We start from the raw sequence: 18261 nt of genomic DNA, 5'->3' as shown, positions 1-18261 counted from the left end.
GGCTGCGACCGTTGCGGCGCATGGGCGAAGTGGCGGCCGGCGTGTCGGCCCATTCCCTGACCCAGCGTTTGCCCGAGCAGGGTATGCCGGTGGAACTGGCGGAACTGGCCCAAGCCTTCAACGCCATGCTGGGCCGACTGGACGACGCATTCCAGCGCCTCTCGGCGTTCTCCGCCGATATCGCCCACGAACTGCGCACGCCCCTGTCGAACCTGTTGACCCACACCCAAGTCATCCTCACCCAGCCGCGCCCGCTGGAGGATTACCGCGAGGCGCTGCACAGCAACCTGGAAGAGCTGCAATGGATGGCGCAACTGGTGAACGACATGTTGTACCTGGCCAAGGCCGATCACGGCCTGCTGGCGCCCACGCGCGAACCGTTGAAGCTGGCGGATGAAGTGGACGCGCTGCTGGAGTTCTTCGTCTTGCTGGCGGAAGACGCGCACGTCAGCCTGGTGCGCGAGGGTATGGCCCACACCACCGGCGATCGCGGCATGTTGCGCCGGGCATTGTCGAATCTGTTGGATAACGCGCTGCGCTTTACTCCGACGGGCGGCGAGGTGCGGGTGCATCTGACGGAAGGCGCACACGGCGTGACGCTGACGGTGGAGAACAGCGGGGAAGGCATCCCGGCGGACGTGTTACCGCGGTTGTTCGACCGCTTCTACCGGGCCGACCCGGCGCGCCATGAAGGCAGCAGTGAGCATGCGGGGCTGGGGCTGGCGATTACCCAGTCGATTGTGCGGGCGCATGGGGGGCGGATTTATTGCGAGTCTGAGCCGGGGTGGACGCGGTTTGTGATCGAGTTGCCACGGGGAGTTTGATGCAAGCTGTGCCGACGCTATCGGGGGCAAGCCCCCTCCCACATTTTGATCTGTGAACACCTTCAAAATGTGCAAGGGGGCTTGCTCCCGATAGCAGTCTTAAATCCTACGAATACCTGAGGGCATGCGCCGGCTCAATCTTCGCCGCCCGATACGCCGGGTAAATCGTCGCCAAAAAGCTCAACACAAACCCGGCCGAGCAAATCAGCAGCACATCCCCACCCTGCAATTGCGAGGGCAGGTTGCTGACGAAATACACGTCCGAACTGAAGATATGCTGCCCGCTCACCCGCTCCAGCCACCCCACCAGTTCACTGACGTTCAGCGCCGCAATCACCCCCAGCACGCCGCCGATCAGGGTGCCGACGATACCGATCACCGTGCCCTGCACCATGAAGATCGCCATGATCTGCCGTGGCGTGGCGCCGATGGTACGCAGGATCGCGATGTCCGCGCCCTTGTCGTTCACCACCATGATCAGCGTGGCGATGATGTTGAACGCCGCTACCGCGACGATCATCAGCAACAGCAGGCCGATCATGGTTTTTTCCATCTTCATCGCGCTGAACAGGCTGCCCTGGGTGTGGGTCCAGTCATCCGCCTTGTAGGCCGCACCGAGGCTGGCGGCGATGTCCGCCGAGACCTTGGGCGCCGCATACAAGTCCTTCACCGCCAGGCGCACGCTCTGCACCTGGTTCGGCTGCCAATGCTGAATTTCTGCGGCGTCGGCCATATGGATCAACGCCATGGAGCCGTCCAGCTCGGCGCCGACCTTGAAGATACCGACCACGTTCAATCGCTGCATACGCGGGGTGATGCCACCCGGCGCGCTGCTGATTTCCGGGACGATCAGGGTCAGCTTGTCGCCCACGTTCAGGCGAAAGCGCCGTGCGGTGATTTCGCCGACCACCACACCGAACTCGCCGGGCTTCAAGTCTTCGAGTTTGCCCTGGACGATATGCTGGGCCACGATCGACACCTTGCCTTCCTGGGCCGGGTCGACGCCGCTGATCTCGATCGGCTGCATCGCGCCCTTGTAGGAGAACATGCCGTCCATCTGCGTGAACGGTACTGCTGCGGTCACTTCGGGATTCTTCATCGCGGCGGCGGCTACCGGCTGCCAATCGTCGATCGGGTTCACGCCGACGATGGTGGCGTGAGGCACCATGCCGAGGATGCGCGAGCTCATTTCGCGTTGAAAGCCATTCATCACCGACAACACCACGATCATCGCCAGCACGCCCAAGGCGAGGCCGATCATCGAGGTCATCGAGATAAACGAAACAAAACGGTTGCGGCGCTTGGCGCGGGTATAGCGCATGCCGATGAAAATCGATAACGGTCTGAACATTCGCGTGCACCGCCTGAAAAAATGAAAAAGCCCGGCGTCATGCCCCGGGCTTGAAACAGGTCAGATGGCGACCAGATGACCTTCCTGCAGGTGCAATACGCGGTCCATCTGCCGGGCCATGCTCATGTCATGGGTCACCACCAGGAACGCGGTGCGCATCTGGGTGCTCAGTTCCAGCATCAAGTCCTTGATGCCCTGGGCAGTGTGGGAGTCGAGGTTGCCGGTCGGCTCGTCGAGCATCACCAGGCCCGGGTTGTTCACCAGCGCGCGGGCAATTGCCACACGCTGGCGTTCACCGCCGGACAATTCGGCCGGTTTGTGCTCCAGGCGGTGACCGAGGCCGACGCGCTCCAGCAAAGCCTTGGCACGCTGGCGCGCCTCCGGAATCGCGGTCTTGCCGATCAGCAGCGGCATGCACACGTTTTCCAGAGCAGTGAACTCCGGCAACAGGTGGTGGAACTGGTACACGAAGCCCAACGAACGGTTACGCAGTTGGCCACGCGCCTTTTCACCGAGGGCCGACAGCTCTTCGCCCGCCAGCCACACGCTGCCCTGGGACGGCGTATCGAGGCCGCCCAACAGGTTGAGCAAGGTACTTTTGCCGGAACCGGAACTGCCGACGATCGCCACGCGCTCGCCGGGGTGCAGCTCAAGTTGCAGGTTGGACAACACCACTACCGATTCCGGGCCTTCCTCGTAGGATTTGCCCAGGTTGCGGCAGCTCAGGATTGCTTTTTCACTCATGCCCGATTCACTCATAACGTAAGGCCTGTGCTGGCTGGGTACGTGCCGCGCGCCAGGCTGGATACAGGGTGGCAAGGAAACTCAGGACCAACGCGGCGCCGCCCACCATCAGCACGTCCTGGGCCTGAACCTGGGACGGCAAGTAGTCGATGAAGTAGACGTCGGCATTGAGAAACTTGTGGCCGATCAGGGTTTCGAGGCCAGCGATGGCCGCGCTGACATTGAGCGCAGCCAGAATGCCCACTGCGGTGCCGATCAAGGTGCCGACCACGCCGATCACCGTACCCTGCACCATGAAGATCGCCATGATCTGCCCCGGCGTGGCCCCCAGGGTGCGCAGGATGGCGATGTCACCCTTCTTGTCGTTCACCACCATCACCAGTGTGGAAATGATATTGAAGGCCGCCACCGCGACGATCAGCAGCAACAGCAGGCCGATCATGGCTTTTTCCATGCGGATGGCCTGGTACAGGTTGCCGTGGGTACGGGTCCAGTCGCGGGCGTAGAACTGGCTTTCACCCAGGTGCTGGGCGATTTCCCAGGCGCCGCGCGGGGCGTCGAACAAGTCGTTGAACTTCAGGCGCAGGCCCTGCACCTGGTCCGGCTTCCAGCGATGCAGGCGCGCGAGGTCGGTGAGGTTGGTCAGGCCAAGGTAGCCGTCGATCTCGCCGGCGCCGACGTGGAAGGTGCCAACCACGGTAAAGCGTTTCATGCGCGGGAACATGCCGGCCGGGGTCACGGTGACTTCCGGGGCGACGAAGGTCAGCTTGTCGCCGATGCCCACGCCGAGCTTGGCCGCGGCTTTGTCGCCGATCACGATGCCAAAGCTGCCGGGCGCCAGATCGTCGAGTTTGCCCTGCAGCATGAACTTGTCGATGATCGAGACGTTGCGCTCCTGAACCGGGTCGATGGCGTTGAGCAGGATTTTCTGCACCTTGCCATCATGCGTCAGCAGCCCTTGCATCTGGGTGAACGGTGCCACGGCCACGACCTTGGGGTTCTGCTTGACCTTGTCGGCCAGGCTTTGCCAGTCGCTGATCGGTTCACCCGACTCGATGGTCGCGTGGGGCACCATGCCCAGCACGCGGGTGCGCATCTCATGATCGAAGCCGTTCATCACCGACAGCACCACGATCATCACGACCACGCCAAGGGCGAGACCGATCATCGAGGTCAAGGAAATGAACGACACAAAATGATTGCGACGCTTTGCACGGGTATAACGCGTGCCAATAAATACGAAGAGAGGTCTGAACATGTCGGGGCTTGTTCGGAGGAAAAGAAGACGTCCCGGTGGCGGGGTCTGGTAAGCAGCTTTACACTCAGACCATTACCGCTACCTTGGGTTCGCCATGTCGACATTAGATGAAGAAGAACGCCGCGAATACTACCGTATCGACGACATGATCGCACTTCAAATCAAAAGCCTGTCCGCCCCCGAAGCGGCGAGCAAGGAAGTGCTACTGGATGATTCGCCGCTGTTCAACCTGCTCAGTGAACTGCACCTGAGCGAATTCGAAGCCCAGCACCTGTTGCGCCAGCTCAGCGAGAAAGATCGCAGCCTGGCCGCCCTCCTCAGAGTCCAGAACAAACGCCTGGACCTGCTCAGCCAGATCATGGCGCGCGGCCTGCTGGATGAAGTCGGCGCCCCGCAGCCGGTGATCATTTCCGAAGGTGGCATCGACTTCCAGCACCCTACCGCCCTGGCACTCGGTGCCCACCTGGCGGTCAAGCTGGTGCTGATGCCCCAGGCGCTGGGCCTGTTGCTGCGGGCCCGGGTCACCCATTGCGATGCCAAGGGCGCCGCGTTTGCCATCGGCACGGAATTCGAATCCATGACCGACGCCCAACGCCAATTGCTGGCGCGCTACATCCTGCAGAAACAGGCGCAGGAACGGCGTCTGGCGCGGGAACAGAGCGACGACCAAGACACCTGAATTCGTATTCACCCCGCCAGACGACCTGGCGTAAAGGAGCAACTGTGACCCTGATCTACGGCCACCGCGGTGCCAAAGGCGAAGCACCGGAAAACACCCTGACCAGCTTCCAGCAGTGCCTCAAGCACGGTGTACGCCGTTGCGAACTGGATTTGCACCTGTCCATGGACGGCGAACTGATGGTCATCCACGACCCGACCCTCAAGCGCACCGCCGACCGGCGCGGCAAAGTCGTCGAGTATTCGGCAGCGGACCTGATGAAGATGGACGCACGCAAAGGCGGCCCTGGCTGGGTCAACCCCTGCCCGATCCCGCGCCTGGAAGAGCTGTTCGAAAAGTGCGACTTCGATCACTGGCAACTGGAAGTCAAAAGCGCCTCGCGCACCCGCGCCGCGACCACCGTGCTGGCGATTCGAGAAATGGCCGTGCGTTTCGGCATCATGGACAAGGTCACGGTGACCTCAAGCTCACGGGAAGTGTTGAAAGCGGCCGTGGAACTCACCCCGGACCTGTCGCGCGGGCTGGTAGCCGAATACGCCTGGCTCGACCCGCTGAAGGTCGCGCAAAACTACGGCTGTGAGTATCTGGCGTTGAACTGGACGCTGTGTACCCCTGAACGTCTGGAAAAAGCCCAGCGCCAGGGATTGCACGTGTCGGTGTGGACAGTCAACGAACCTGCGCTGATGCGCAGGCTCGCCGACTTCGGCGTAGATAGCCTGATTACAGACTTTCCCGGTTTGGCCACTGCCACCCTCGAGAATTACTGAAATCGGTCTCCCCGGCCGGCTCAGGCCACCGGCCGGAGCCGCTCAAAAAAGCCGGTTGAGGCCGTCGTAGGCCGCTACGCGATAGGCTTCGGCCATGGTCGGGTAGTTGAACGTGGTGTTGACGAAATACTTGAGGGTATTTTGCTCGCCCGGCTGGTTCATGATGGCCTGGCCGATGTGTACGATCTCCGAGGCCTGGTAACCGAAGCAATGCACGCCGAGGACTTCCAGGGTTTCACGGTGGAACAGAATCTTCAGCATGCCTTGCGGCTCACCGGCGATCTGCGCACGCGCCATGCTCTTGAAGAACGCCTTGCCCACTTCGTAAGGCACCTTGGCCTTGGTCAGTTCGTGTTCGTTCTTACCGATCGAGCTGATCTCCGGAATCGTATAGATACCGGTCGGCACGTCATTCACATAGCGCCAGCTGCCATTGTCGACAATGCTCCCAGCGGCCGAACGGCCCTGGTCATGAGCGGCACTGGCCAGGCTTGGCCAGCCGATCACGTCACCGGCACCGTAGATATTCGGCACACAGGTACGATAGTTCTCGTCCACTTCGATCTGGCCACGGCTGTTGACCTTGACCCCGACATTTTCCATGCCCAGCTTGTCGGTGTTACCGGTACGGCCGTTGCACCACAGCAAGGCGTCGGCCTTGATCTTCTTGCCGGACTTGAGGTGCAGGATCACACCGTTGTCCAGACCTTCGACCCGCTCGTACTCTTCGTTGTGGCGCACAGTGATGTTGTTGTTGCTGAAGTGGTAACTCAACGCCTGGGAAATTTCCGAGTCGAGGAAACTCAGCAACTGCTCGCGATTGTCCACCAGCTCTACCAGCACACCCAGACCGCTGAAGATCGAGGCGTATTCGCAGCCGATCACGCCGGCGCCATAGATGATCAGTTTGCGCGGGGTGTGGCCCAGGCTGAGGATGGTGTCGCTATCGTAGATACGCGGGTGGTGGAAATCGAGATCCACCGGGCGATACGGGCGCGACCCGGTGGCGATGATGATGTGCTTGGCCACCAGCTTCTCGACCACACCGTTGGGGCAGACCACTTCGATGGTTTGCTCGTCGGCGAAGCTGCCGGTGCCGAAGAACAGGTCGACACGGTTACGGGCGTAATAGCCGGTCCGCGACGCCACCTGTTTGGAGATGACTTTTTCCGCGCTTTTCAGCACATCCGGGAACGAAAACCAACGCGGCTCGCCAATGGCCCGGAACATCGGGTTGGTGTTGAACTGCATGATCTGGCGCACTGAGTGACGCAAGGCCTTGGACGGGATGGTACCCAGGTGGGTGCAGTTACCGCCGACCTGACGACGGCTATCGACCATCGCCACCTTGCGCCCTGCCTTCGCGGCGTTCATCGCCGCACCTTCTCCAGCCGGGCCGGAACCCAGTACTACCACGTCGTAGTTGTAGACAGCCATGCATACTCCTCAGAACAGGCCAGGCCCACGGTTGGACGCCTGGCTAAATCATGCCGCGGCCAGCGGTCATGAAGGACAATTTGGCTCAAGTGTGTGAACCGGGGCACAGTCTATATAAGGCTCAATGCCGCGCACATTAACCCTTGGTCGCGTCGTAGGCCAGTTTTGCCTTTACTACATGGCGCGGATTACGGTTTCACCGCAGTCAGTTGCTCGAACGCCTGATTACTGCGCGTGACGAAAGCATCGCCCTCGCGAAGCACAAAAAACGCAGCGATCTGGTGCTGCTCAGCGTAATCCCAGCCTTGCTCCGGCCCAAGGATCAACAGCAACGTCGACACCCCATCGGCCATCAGCGCCGACGGATGCAACACCGTCACCGATGCCAGTTGATGGGTAATCGGCGCGCCGGTCCGCGCATCCAGGGTGTGGGAATAGCGCCGACCATCCTGCTGGAAATAATTACGATAGTCACCAGACGTGGACACACCAAAGCCGTCGACGTTGATGACTCTTTCGGCGACCCGTTGATCGTCACGGGGTTCTTCCAACGCCACGCGCCAGGGCGAGCCGTCAGGTTTGTGACCGGCAGCCTTGAGTTCGCCGGTGGCTTCGGCGAGGTAGTGATGAATACCCAGGCCGCTCAACAGTTCGGCGATGCGATCCACCGCGTAACCGGCGGCAATGCTGTTGAAATCGACTTCGACGGCGGCGTCCTTGCACAGTTGCTCGCCGTCGATACGCAGATGCTGGTGACCGACCCGCTGACGCACCTGCGCCAGCGTCGCGACGTCCGGCACCCTGAGCTGCCGGGCCTGGGGCCCGAACCCCCACAGGTTCAGCAGCGGTTCCACCGTCAGGTCAAACGCACCCGCGCTGGCCTCGGACAGTTGCTCGCCGGTACGCACCAGTTGCAGAACCGGCGCCGGCATCGGCTGGCAACTGTTGGCCGGCAGATTGTTGAAACGCTCGATATCGGAGTCGCTGCGGTAGGTCGACATCTGTCGGTCGACGTCGCCCAGGATACTTTCCACCTGGCGCTGGAGCTCTTTCGGCGCGGGTGCCGTCGAGCTTCTGACATACTGAATCGAATAGGTGCTGCCCATGGTAGGGCCACCAAACTGCTCCAACGTATCGCCGCCACAGCCGGCCAGCGCCGCAAAACCGCACACCATCGCTATCTGTCGCAGCCTGCCCATAAACTTAATCGCCGTCGAAAATTGAATTACCCTGTAGGCACACACCTTTGCAGGACCCACCATTATGCGGCATGCAGTTATCTGTTTATGGCTGATGTTCTCGATCCCGGCGTTCGCCAATGAGGCGGATCGTCTCACCCAGGCGAACTTTCCGGCGCAGTCCGAGCAGTTGGTACTGAAAAACCAGGCGCTGCTGACTTACCTCTGGGCGGATGTGTATGCCGCGGCGCTGTATGCCCCGGCCGAGATCAGCGCAAAGCAGTCCTGGGATCGGCAAAAAGACCTGCGCCTGGTGCTGTATTACTTTCGCGATATCGACCGCAACGATGTGATTAAAGCCGCGAACGCCACCCTTGAACGCCAGCAGACCAGCGCCCGCCTGAAACCAGAACTTGCGCAACTGCATGGGCGTTTTCGCAACATCCGCAGCGGTGACCGCTACGCCCTGGATTTTCGTCCAGGACGCGGCCTGAATCTGGAAATCAATGGCCAGGTGGTGTTCAGCAGTCGCGATGAGGAACTGGCGAGGGCGTACCTGGGCATCTGGTTGGCGCCGAAAGGGCTGTCCGATCGTTTGCGTAACGAGTTGCTGAATTGATGGTGTCGGGGCCGCGGCAAAGGCTGCGACTGATCCACCGCTATCGCGGGCAAGCCCGCTCCCACATTTGACGGCGTACCGCCTGACGCACTGCACGCCCCTGTGGGAGCGGGCTTGCCCGCGATGAAGCCGGTGCAAACAACATAAATCCCAGCCAGAAAAAAGCCCCGAACCAGTCGGGGCTTTTTCATTCAACCTGAACGCTTAGCGCGGGAATGCAGGCGGGTTGACCCCGGCCATGTCTTCCATCACGCGAACGACCTGGCAGCTGTAGCCGAACTCGTTGTCGTACCACACGTACAGCACAACACGGTTGTCCTGGGAAATGGTCGCTTCCGCGTCCACCACGCCGGCGTGGCGCGAGCCAACGAAGTCGGTGGAAACCACTTCCTGCGAGTTGACGAAGTCGATTTGCTTATGCAGATCGGAGTGCAGCGCCATGTAGCGCAGGTACTCGTTCATCTCTTCACGGGTAGCGGCTTTCTCAAGGTTCAGGTTGAGAATCGCCATCGATACGTTAGGCGTCGGCACGCGGATCGCGTTACCGGTCAGCTTGCCGGCCAGCTCAGGCAGGGCCTTGGCGGCAGCGGTGGCGGCACCGGTCTCGGTGATCACCATGTTCAACGCGGCGCTGCGGCCACGGCGATCGCCCTTGTGGAAGTTGTCGATCAGGTTCTGGTCGTTGGTGTACGAGTGAACGGTCTCGACGTGGCCGTTGACGATGCCGAACTTGTCATTGACGGCCTTCAGCACCGGCACGATGGCATTGGTGGTGCAGGAAGCGGCGGACACGATCTTGTCGTCAGCGGTGATTTCCGCGTGGTTGATGCCGTGAACGATGTTCTTCAGCTTGCCTTTACCAGGCGCAGTCAGGACAACGCGGGCAATACCCGGGCAGGTCAGGTGCTGGCCCAGGCCTTCGGCATCGCGCCATACGCCGGTGTTATCCACCAGCAGGGCGTCCTTGATGCCGTACTGGGTGTAATCCACCTCAGTCGGGTTCTTCGCGTAGATCACCTGGATCAGGTTACCGTTGGCGGTGATGGTGTTGTTTTCTTCGTCGATGACGATGGTGCCGTTGAACGGACCGTGTACCGAGTCGCGACGCAAGAGGCTCGCGCGCTTGGCCAGGTCGTTCTCGGCGCCTTTGCGCACCACGATGGCGCGCAGGCGCAAGCCGTCGCCGCCACCGGTTTTGCCGATCAGGATGCGTGCCAGCAAGCGGCCGATACGACCGAAGCCGTAAAGCACAACGTCGGTGCCTTTGCGGGCGGAGGCGTTCTGCTTGCCCACCACGTCGGCCATTTCTTCACGCACGAACTGCTCGACAGAGCGGCCGTTGGCTTCAGCGCGGAATTTGGCGGCCAACTTGCCCAGGTCTACCGAGGCCGCGCCGAGCTTGAGCTCGCTCATGGCTTTGAGCAGAGGGAATGTTTCGTGGACGGAGAGTTCGCTGTCGTTGGCAGAACGATGGCGAGCAAAGCGATGCGCCTTGAGAATCGCGATGACTGATTGGTTGATCAGGCTGCGGCCATAGATCGAGCTCACCACATTGTTATTGCGGTATAGCTGACCGATAAGCGGGATCATCGCTTCAGCGAGTGCTTCACGGTCGATCCATTCACCAAGACACTGGTCGGGCTTCTGAGTCACGGGAACCTTCCACATGTAGGGGCTGAAAAAAGGGGCTACATTATGCCGCCCGACCGCCCCAGGAGCAATGCGCGTCCCACAACAAAAAGCCCTTATCCAAAAAAGCCACCCCGCTGCAGCCCAGTAAATACGCGGGTTCCAGAAGGCCACTAGTGGAGCAGGCGGGACGACTTGTCCGTAACCCTCCGAAAACTATGTGTATTTCAGCACTACATATTGAGTCAAAACACGCCATTGTTTGTCTTAGCCACTACATTTCCCACAAACCGTAATAGGCTCAGTCAGCAACTGACAGGCGGCACCTCGGGCCGTTACAATTACCGACTTTGTCGCAACGCTTGGAGCTCAACCTTCCGTGCCCGTTCTGCGTCTACCGCTACTCCCTGCCGCGGCAGGTAAACAGCACTGGGGTAACTTGCCCGGTGCCGCCCTGAGCCTGGCCATCGCCGAGGCTGCCAGCGCAGCCAAGCGCTTTACCCTGCTGCTTACCGCCGACAGCCAAAGCGCCGAACGGCTGGAGCAGGAGCTGAGCTTCTTCGCCCCCGATTTGCCGGTGCTGCACTTTCCCGACTGGGAAACCCTGCCCTACGACCTGTTCTCGCCGCACCAGGACATCATTTCCCAGCGCATCGCCAGCCTGTACCGCCTGCCGGAACTGGCCCACGGCGTGTTGGTGGTGCCGATCACCACGGCGCTGCATCGCCTGGCGCCGACCAAGTTCCTGCTGGGCAGCAGCCTGGTGCTGGATATCGGCCAGAAGCTCGACGTGGAGCAAATGCGCACGCGCTTGGAAGCCAGCGGCTACCGCTGCGTCGACACGGTATATGAGCACGGCGAATTCGCAGTGCGCGGTGCGCTGATCGACCTGTTCCCGATGGGCAGCAAGCTGCCGTACCGCATCGACCTGTTCGACGACGAAATCGAGACCCTGCGCACCTTCGATCCGGAAAACCAGCGCTCCATCGACAAGGTCGAGTCGGTCAAACTGCTGCCGGCGCGGGAGTTCCCGCTGCAAAAAGACGCGGTGACGCGCTTCAAGGCGCGCTTTCGTGAGCGCTTCGACGTGGACTTCCGGCGCTGCCCGATCTTCCAGGACTTGAGCAGCGGGATTACCCCCGCCGGTATCGAGTACTACCTGCCGCTGTTCTTTGACGAAACCTCCACCCTGTTCGACTACCTGCCCCAGGACACCCAAGTGTTCTCGCTGCCGGGCATCGAGCAAGCGGCGGAAAACTTCTGGAACGACGTGCGCAACCGCTATGAAGAGCGTCGCGTCGATCCGGCCCGGCCTTTATTACCGCCCGCCGAACTGTTCCTGCCGGTGGAAGACTGCTTCGCCCGCCTGAAACACTGGCCGCGCGTGGTCGCCAGCCAAGAGGATGTGGACGCCGGCACGGGCCGCGCACGCTTCCCGGCGCAAAACCTGCCGAACCTGGCGATTGAAGCCAAGGCCAGCCAGCCGCTCGAAGCGCTGTCCAACTTCCTCGGCGATTTCCCCGGTCGCGTGCTGTTCACCGCCGAATCGGCCGGGCGCCGCGAAGTGCTGCTGGAGTTGCTGGAACGCCTGAAGCTGCGCCCGAAAACCGTCGACAGTTGGCCGGACTTCATCGCCAGCAAAGAGCGCCTGGCGATCACCATCGCGCCGCTGAATGAAGGCCTGCTGTTGGACGATCCGGCCCTGGCACTGATCGCCGAAAGCCCGCTGTTCGGCCAACGGGTGATGCAGCGTCGTCGCCGCGATAAACGCGCCGACGCCAACAACGACGCCGTGATCAAGAACCTCACCGAGCTGCGCGAAGGCGCGCCAGTGGTGCATATCGACCATGGCGTCGGCCGCTACCTCGGCCTGCAAACCCTGGAAATCGACAACCAGGCCGCCGAATTCCTCACCATGGAGTACGCCGAAGGCGCCAAGCTGTATGTGCCGGTGGCCAACTTGCACCTGATCGCCCGCTACACCGGCAGCGACGATGCCCTGGCGCCGTTGCACCGCCTCGGTTCCGAGACCTGGCAGAAAGCCAAGCGCAAGGCCGCCGAACAGGTGCGCGACGTCGCGGCCGAGCTGCTCGACATTTATGCCCGGCGTGCAGCGCGCGAAGGTTACGCCTTCGCCGACCCGAAAGCCGACTACGCCACCTTCAGCGCCGGCTTCGCCTTCGAAGAAACCCCGGACCAGCAAACCACCATCGACGCCGTGCGCGCCGACATGCTCGCGCCCAAGCCGATGGACCGCCTGGTGTGCGGCGACGTGGGCTTTGGCAAGACCGAAGTGGCGATGCGCGCAGCCTTCATCGCGGTGCATGGCGGCAAGCAAGTGGCGATCCTGGTGCCGACCACCCTACTCGCCCAGCAGCACTACAACAGTTTCCGTGACCGCTTTGCCGACTGGCCGGTGACCGTGGAAGTGATGAGCCGCTTCAAGTCCGCCAAGGAAGTGAATGCCGCCGTCGCCGACCTGGCGGAGGGCAAGATCGACATCGTGATCGGTACGCACAAGCTGCTGTCGGACGATGTGAAGATCAAGAACCTGGGCCTGGTGATCATCGACGAAGAACACCGCTTCGGGGTGCGCCAGAAAGAACAGCTCAAGGCCCTGCGCAGCGAAGTCGACATTCTGACCCTCACCGCCACGCCGATTCCGCGCACGCTGAACATGGCGGTGTCGGGCATGCGCGACCTGTCGATCATCGCCACCCCGCCGGCGCGGCGCCTGTCGGTGCGCACCTTCGTGATGGAGCAGAACAACAGCACGGTCAAGGAAGCGCTGCTGCGTGAATTGCTGCGCGGCGGGCAGGTGTATTACCTGCACAACGACGTGAAGACCATCGAGAAATGCGCCGCCGACCTCGCCGAACTGGTGCCGGAAGCGCGCATCGCGATCGGCCACGGGCAGATGCGCGAGCGCGACCTCGAACAGGTGATGAGCGACTTCTACCACAAGCGCTTCAACGTGCTGATCGCCTCGACCATCATCGAGACCGGCATCGACGTGCCAAGCGCCAACACCATCATCATCGAGCGCGCCGACAAGTTCGGCCTGGCGCAACTGCATCAACTGCGCGGCCGCGTCGGACGCAGTCACCACCAGGCCTACGCCTACCTGCTGACGCCACCGCGCCAGCAAATCACCGGCGACGCGGAAAAACGCCTGGAAGCCATCGCCAACACCCAGGACCTGGGCGCCGGCTTTGTGCTGGCCACCAACGACCTGGAAATCCGTGGCGCCGGCGAACTGCTCGGCGACGGCCAGAGCGGACAGATCCAGGCCGTGGGCTTCACCCTGTATATGGAAATGCTCGAACGTGCGGTGAAAGCCATCCGCAAGGGCGAGCAACCGAACCTCGACCAACCGCTGGGCGGCGGCCCGGAGATCAACCTGCGCTTGCCGGCGTTGATTCCCGAAGACTACCTGCCGGACGTCCACGCACGGCTGATCCTGTACAAGCGCATCGCCTCGGCCACCGACGAAGAAGGCCTCAAGGACTTGCAAGTAGAGATGATCGACCGCTTCGGCCTGTTGCCGGAACCGACCAAGAACCTGGTGCGCCTGACCCTGCTCAAATTGCAGGCCGAGCAACTGGGCATCAAGAAGGTCGACGCCGGGCCGCAGGGCGGGCGCATCGAGTTCGAAGCGCAGACGCCAGTGGACCCGCTGGTGCTGATCAAGCTGATCCAGGGCCAGCCCAACCGTTACAAGTTCGAAGGGGCTACGCTGTTCAAGTTCATGGTGCCGATGGAACGCGCCGAAGAACGTTTCAATACCTTGGAGGCGCTGTTTGAGCGCCTCATCCCGAAATCTGCTTGAAGGACGCCCCAATGCGCGTGTTCCGCATTCTGAGCTTGTTATTAGTGGTACTCGCACCCTCGGCGTTTGCCGACAGCCTGTACCAAGTGGAAATGGTTTTGGTGCGCCAGAACATGGAGCCGGTGATCAACAGCCGCGCCGCGCCGGAAGACTGGGATGCCGGTGCCATGCGCCTGGGCGACAGAAAGAGCCCGCCGCGCCTGGGCACGATCGTCGATAAACTTCGCGCAGACGCCAACTACACCGTGCTCGCACACAAGGCCTGGGAACAGAACCTCGGCGAGCAGCCGGTAAAGATCGCGATCACCGACGGCCAGGAGCAGTTCGGCCAGTTTCCCATCGAGGGCGTGCTGAACCTGCAACTGGGCCGTTTTACCGATATTGACGCCGACTTCTGGATCAACCAGTTCGACGCCAACGGCAGCGTCATCGCCAGCGAGCACCTGGCGCAGAAAGACGTGCGCACCAAGAACAACCAGCTCAACTACCTGGATGGCGGCCACCTGGCGCTGCTGATCAAGATCACCTCGTTGACCGCCAAGCAGCCCAGCGCACCGCCCACCGACCTTCAGGACTGATCCAGCGCCATGCCCCTGACGTCGCCGCTGACCAAGCCCTTGGCCCCTTCGTGGGCCAATCGCTTTAAAGAACAAAGCCTGGAGCGCGGGCGGCGCTATGCCCTGGAAAACCGCGTGCGCATCGTCGAGTCGGGCGACAGCACCATCATCGCCAGTTGCGAAGGCTCGGGCAGCAACGTCTACCGGCAGACCATCTCGTTGCGCGAATCGGCCAAGGGCACGCTGATCCTGGTGGACAGCCGCTGTACCTGCCCGGTACACACCAACTGCAAACACATTGCGGCGGTGCTGCTCAAGGTCCAGGAAACCCTGGCCTACCCGGCGGCGACCCAGGACGCCGAACTGCTGGAAAAACTCCAGGCCGTGCTGGACAACCGCGTGGTGTTGCCGCAAGTGGTGATGGACGATGTGCTGCCCGTGCCGCGCTTGTGGCTGGCGAGTGTCGAGTTCAGCGCGTTCGAGCCGCGCAACGGCAAGATGCAGCGCTATATCCAGCACCGTGCAGCGCTGTCGTTCAATTATCTGGGCAACTACGTCAGCGGGCAAAAGAACGCCGACATCATCGTCCGCCAGGAAACCCAGAGCCTGCGGATCAAGCGGCACCCCGAGCAGGAACAGCGCTATCGCGAGCAACTGCGCCTGCTCGGCTTCAAGATCGCCACGCGCCAGAGCAAAGCGCTGCCGGAAAGTGCCGGCGAGCTGTTCGAGATGGTCAACGACAGCGCCTGGCTGAACTTCACCCTCAACGCATCGCCGACACTGCGGGCCGAAGGTTGGGAGTTGCAGATCGACGACGACTTCGGCTTCGACCTGAGCCCGGTGGACGACTGGTATGCCACCGTCGACGAGGGGCCGGAGCGTGACTGGTTCGATCTGGAACTGGGGATCATCGTCAACGGTGAGCGCCTGAGCCTGTTGCCGATCCTGCTGAACCTGATGCGCTCCCACACCGAAATCCTCAACCCGGAAAAACTCGCGCGGCGCCGCGATGACGAACTGATCCTGGTAAACATCCCCGGCCTGCCCAACGGTGGCCATGGCCCGCTGCAAGTGGCACTGCCCTACGGCCGTTTGAAACCCGTACTGGCCACCCTCGGCGAGTTTTACCTGCAGGAACCCGGCACCACCACGCTGCGCCTGGCCAAAGCCGACGCGATCCGCCTCAACCCGCTGGAAGACCTGCCCCTGCAATGGGAAGGCGGCGAGAAAATCCGCAACTTCGCCCAGCGCCTGCGCGACATCAAGGATTTCACCTGCATCGCGCCCGAGGGCTTGAACGCGACCTTGCGCCCCTATCAGTTGGAGGGTTTGAGCTGGATGCAGTCGCTGCGCCAGCTGGATGTGGGCGGCATTCTTGCGGACGACATGGGCCTGGGCAAAACCCTACAGACCCTGGCGCATATTCTCAGCGAAAAGATCGCCGGGCGCCTGGACCGCCCGTGCATGGTGGTGATGCCCACCAGCCTGATTCCCAACTGGCTTGACGAAGCCGCGCACTTCACGCCGCAACTCAAGGTCCTGGCGCTGTACGGCGCCACGCGCAAAAAGCACTTCGCGAACTTGCAGGACTACGACCTGCTGCTGACCACGTATGCGTTGCTGCCCAAAGACATCGAGCAGCTCACCGCCCTGCCCTTGCATGTGCTGATCCTCGACGAAGCGCAGTACATCAAGAACCCTTCGAGCAAGGCGGCCCAGGCGGCACGTGAGCTCAACGCACGGCAGCGCCTGTGCCTGAGCGGCACGCCGTTGGAAAACCACCTGGGCGAGCTGTGGTCGCTGTTCCACTTCCTGCTGCCGGGCTGGCTGGGCGACATAAAAAGTTTCAACCGCGATTACCGCGTACCCATTGAAAAACGCGCCAGTGATGTGCGACTGCAGCACCTGAACGGTCGGATCAAACCCTTCCTGCTGCGTCGTACCAAGGAACAGGTGGCGACGGAATTGCCGCCGAAGACCGAGATCATCCACTGGGTCGAGCTCAATGAAGCCCAGCGCGACGTGTACGAAACCATGCGCCTGGCCATGGACAAAAAAGTCCGCGACGAGATCACCCGCAAAGGCGTGGCGCGCAGCCAGATCATCATTCTTGAAGCGCTGCTCAAGTTGCGCCAGGTGTGCTGCGACTTGCGCCTGGTCAACGATGCCACCCTGCCGGCGCGCGGCAGCAGCTCGGGCAAGCTCGACAGCTTGATGGAGATGCTCGAAGAACTGTTTGCCGAAGGTCGCCGGATTCTGTTGTTTTCCCAGTTCACCTCGATGCTGAGCTTGATTGAAGTCGAGCTGAAAAAACGCGGCGTCGCCTACGCGCTGCTGACCGGCCAGACCCGCGATCGGCGCACGCCGGTGAAGGACTTCCAGAGCGGCAAGCTGCAGATCTTTCTGATCAGCCTGAAGGCGGGTGGCGTGGGCCTGAACCTGACCGAAGCCGACACCGTGATCCACTATGACCCGTGGTGGAACCCGGCCACGGAAAACCAGGCCACCGACCGTGCGTATCGCATCGGCCAGGAGAAGCCGGTATTCGTCTACAAGATGATTGCGCGGGGCACGGTGGAGGAGAAAATCCAGCACCTGCAGAAGGAAAAGTCCGACCTGGCAGCAGGCGTGCTGGACGGGCGGACCACCGGGGATTGGCAGTTGGGCAACGAGGATATCGAGGCGCTGTTTGCGCCGTTGCCCAATAAACAAGAAAAGCGCTGACGGTTAGATCGCCTATCGCGGGCCTGCCCGCGATAGGCGCGCCGCCGCCTTAATCAATCAACTGCGCCTCGCGCAGTGCCCCGAGCGCCACCAGCCAACGCGGATCTTGCTTATAGTCCGTCGACGCAATCGCTTGCCCACGCATCCGCGCAATCCGCGCCGAGGGTATGACCTTCATGCGCTGGGCCGCACTCAGTGCCAGTTCGGCAGCCGCCCGATCATTGCACACCAGGCCCATGTCGCAACCTGCCGTCAGTGCGGCTTCAATACGGCTGGCCGCATCCCCGACAACATGGGCACCGGCCATGGACAGGTCGTCGCTGAAAATCACCCCGTCAAACTGCAGCTCGCCGCGCAGGATGTCCTGCAACCAGCGGCGCGAAAAACCGGCAGGCTGGGCGTCGACTTGCGGGTAAATGACGTGTGCCGGCATCACCGCCGCCAATTGCTGACTCAGGCGTGCGAAAGGCACCAAGTCATTGGCGCGAATCTGTTCCAGGCTGCGTTCGTCATTGGGAATCGCAACGTGGGAATCCGCCTCAGCCCAACCGTGCCCCGGGAAATGCTTGCCCGTGGCGGCCATGCCCGCGCTGTTCATGCCGCGGATGAACGCACCGGCAAGCACTGCAGCGCGCTCGGGGTCGCCCTCGAAGGAGCGGGTGCCG

Annotated in this window: 14 protein-coding genes; 7 read left to right on the top strand and 7 right to left on the bottom strand. The window is 61.8% G+C overall.

Annotation, left to right across the window (positions count from 1 at the left end):
* Positions 1–824, top strand: an 824-nt coding sequence (locus L9Z73_RS10970) for a heavy metal sensor histidine kinase (protein ID WP_247400034.1), incomplete at its 5' end; no start/stop codon positions are given.
* A 106-nt stretch (positions 825–930) separates the two neighbouring features.
* On the opposite strand, the gene L9Z73_RS10965 is transcribed toward L9Z73_RS10970, so the two are convergent.
* From L9Z73_RS10965 to L9Z73_RS10955, 3 genes are read right to left on the bottom strand one after another with little or no spacing between them, the layout of a single operon-like run.
* Positions 931–2175, bottom strand: coding sequence for a lipoprotein-releasing ABC transporter permease subunit (locus L9Z73_RS10965; RefSeq protein WP_247399980.1), 1245 nt, complete (start codon positions 2173–2175; stop codon positions 931–933).
* 60 nt (positions 2176–2235) lie between these two features.
* Complete coding sequence (gene lolD, locus L9Z73_RS10960; RefSeq protein WP_017477213.1) at positions 2236–2919, bottom strand: lipoprotein-releasing ABC transporter ATP-binding protein LolD; 684 nt, start codon at positions 2917–2919, stop codon at positions 2236–2238.
* A 7-nt stretch (positions 2920–2926) separates the two neighbouring features.
* Entirely contained in the window at positions 2927–4177 is a 1251-nt protein-coding gene (locus tag L9Z73_RS10955; protein WP_247399978.1) for a lipoprotein-releasing ABC transporter permease subunit, read from the bottom strand.
* 94 nt (positions 4178–4271) lie between these two features.
* Here L9Z73_RS10955 and L9Z73_RS10950 point away from each other — a divergent pair, with 94 nt between their 5' ends.
* A complete protein-coding gene (locus tag L9Z73_RS10950) occupies positions 4272–4856 on the top strand; it encodes a PilZ domain-containing protein (protein WP_247399976.1) in 585 nt (194 codons plus the stop codon).
* A 44-nt stretch (positions 4857–4900) separates the two neighbouring features.
* The gene (locus L9Z73_RS10945; protein WP_247399974.1) at positions 4901–5623 is read left to right on the top strand and encodes a glycerophosphodiester phosphodiesterase; all 723 of its coding nucleotides are present in this window, start codon (positions 4901–4903) and stop codon (positions 5621–5623) included.
* A gap of 42 nt (positions 5624–5665) precedes the next feature.
* Here L9Z73_RS10945 and sthA read toward each other — a convergent pair whose 3' ends face one another.
* Together sthA and L9Z73_RS10935 are read right to left on the bottom strand one after the other, a co-directional pair.
* Positions 5666–7060: a Si-specific NAD(P)(+) transhydrogenase gene (gene sthA, locus L9Z73_RS10940; protein WP_247399972.1), complete on the bottom strand. Its 1395-nt coding sequence runs from the start codon at positions 7058–7060 to the stop codon at positions 5666–5668.
* Between the two features lie 188 nt (positions 7061–7248).
* Positions 7249–8259: an FAD:protein FMN transferase gene (locus L9Z73_RS10935; RefSeq protein WP_247399970.1), complete on the bottom strand. Its 1011-nt coding sequence runs from the start codon at positions 8257–8259 to the stop codon at positions 7249–7251.
* A 64-nt stretch (positions 8260–8323) separates the two neighbouring features.
* Between L9Z73_RS10935 and L9Z73_RS10930 the strand changes: the two genes are divergently transcribed.
* Entirely contained in the window at positions 8324–8857 is a 534-nt protein-coding gene (locus L9Z73_RS10930) for a chalcone isomerase family protein (protein WP_247399968.1), read from the top strand.
* Between the two features lie 204 nt (positions 8858–9061).
* Here the strand turns inward: L9Z73_RS10930 and L9Z73_RS10925 are convergent, their stop codons facing one another.
* Positions 9062–10525 carry a glyceraldehyde-3-phosphate dehydrogenase gene (locus L9Z73_RS10925; RefSeq protein ID WP_247399966.1) on the bottom strand — a complete coding sequence of 488 codons (1464 nt, stop codon included), beginning with the start codon at positions 10523–10525 and terminating at the stop codon, positions 9062–9064.
* Between the two features lie 340 nt (positions 10526–10865).
* Between L9Z73_RS10925 and mfd the strand changes: the two genes are divergently transcribed.
* From mfd to L9Z73_RS10910, 3 genes are read left to right on the top strand one after another with little or no spacing between them, the layout of a single operon-like run.
* Entirely contained in the window at positions 10866–14315 is a 3450-nt protein-coding gene (gene mfd / locus L9Z73_RS10920; RefSeq protein WP_247399964.1) for a transcription-repair coupling factor, read from the top strand.
* 11 nt (positions 14316–14326) lie between these two features.
* Entirely contained in the window at positions 14327–14893 is a 567-nt protein-coding gene (locus L9Z73_RS10915) for a CsiV family protein (RefSeq protein ID WP_247399963.1), read from the top strand.
* A gap of 9 nt (positions 14894–14902) precedes the next feature.
* On the top strand, positions 14903–17596 hold the full coding sequence (locus L9Z73_RS10910) for a DEAD/DEAH box helicase (RefSeq protein WP_247399961.1): 2694 nt from the start codon (positions 14903–14905) through the stop codon (positions 17594–17596).
* Positions 17597–17645: 49 nt separating this feature from the next.
* Here the strand turns inward: L9Z73_RS10910 and nagZ are convergent.
* A partial coding sequence (gene nagZ / locus L9Z73_RS10905; RefSeq protein WP_247399959.1) for a beta-N-acetylhexosaminidase occupies positions 17646–18261 on the bottom strand: 616 nt, incomplete at its 5' end.

Source organism: Pseudomonas emilianonis (assembly GCF_023072625.1).
Taxonomy (GTDB): Bacteria; Pseudomonadota; Gammaproteobacteria; order Pseudomonadales; family Pseudomonadaceae; genus Aquipseudomonas; species Aquipseudomonas paraveronii.
Note: the sequence above shows the minus strand (reverse complement) of the source record. Positions and strands in the feature narration are given on the sequence as shown.

Bases quoted from the DNA above. Each gene is read 5' to 3' on its own strand.
- L9Z73_RS10965 (WP_247399980.1), bottom strand. From the start codon at position 2,175: ATGTTCAGACCGTTATCGATTTTCATCGGCATGCGCTATACCCGCGCC.
- lolD (WP_017477213.1), bottom strand. From the start codon at position 2,919: ATGAGTGAAAAAGCAATCCTGAGCTGCCGCAACCTGGGCAAATCCTAC.
- L9Z73_RS10955 (WP_247399978.1), bottom strand. From the start codon at position 4,177: ATGTTCAGACCTCTCTTCGTATTTATTGGCACGCGTTATACCCGTGCA.
- L9Z73_RS10950 (WP_247399976.1), top strand. From the start codon at position 4,272: ATGTCGACATTAGATGAAGAAGAACGCCGCGAATACTACCGTATCGAC.
- sthA (WP_247399972.1), bottom strand. From the start codon at position 7,060: ATGGCTGTCTACAACTACGACGTGGTAGTACTGGGTTCCGGCCCGGCT.
- L9Z73_RS10935 (WP_247399970.1), bottom strand. From the start codon at position 8,259: ATGGGCAGGCTGCGACAGATAGCGATGGTGTGCGGTTTTGCGGCGCTG.
- L9Z73_RS10930 (WP_247399968.1), top strand. From the start codon at position 8,324: ATGCGGCATGCAGTTATCTGTTTATGGCTGATGTTCTCGATCCCGGCG.
- L9Z73_RS10925 (WP_247399966.1), bottom strand. From the start codon at position 10,525: ATGTGGAAGGTTCCCGTGACTCAGAAGCCCGACCAGTGTCTTGGTGAA.
- L9Z73_RS10915 (WP_247399963.1), top strand. From the start codon at position 14,327: ATGCGCGTGTTCCGCATTCTGAGCTTGTTATTAGTGGTACTCGCACCC.
- L9Z73_RS10910 (WP_247399961.1), top strand. From the start codon at position 14,903: ATGCCCCTGACGTCGCCGCTGACCAAGCCCTTGGCCCCTTCGTGGGCC.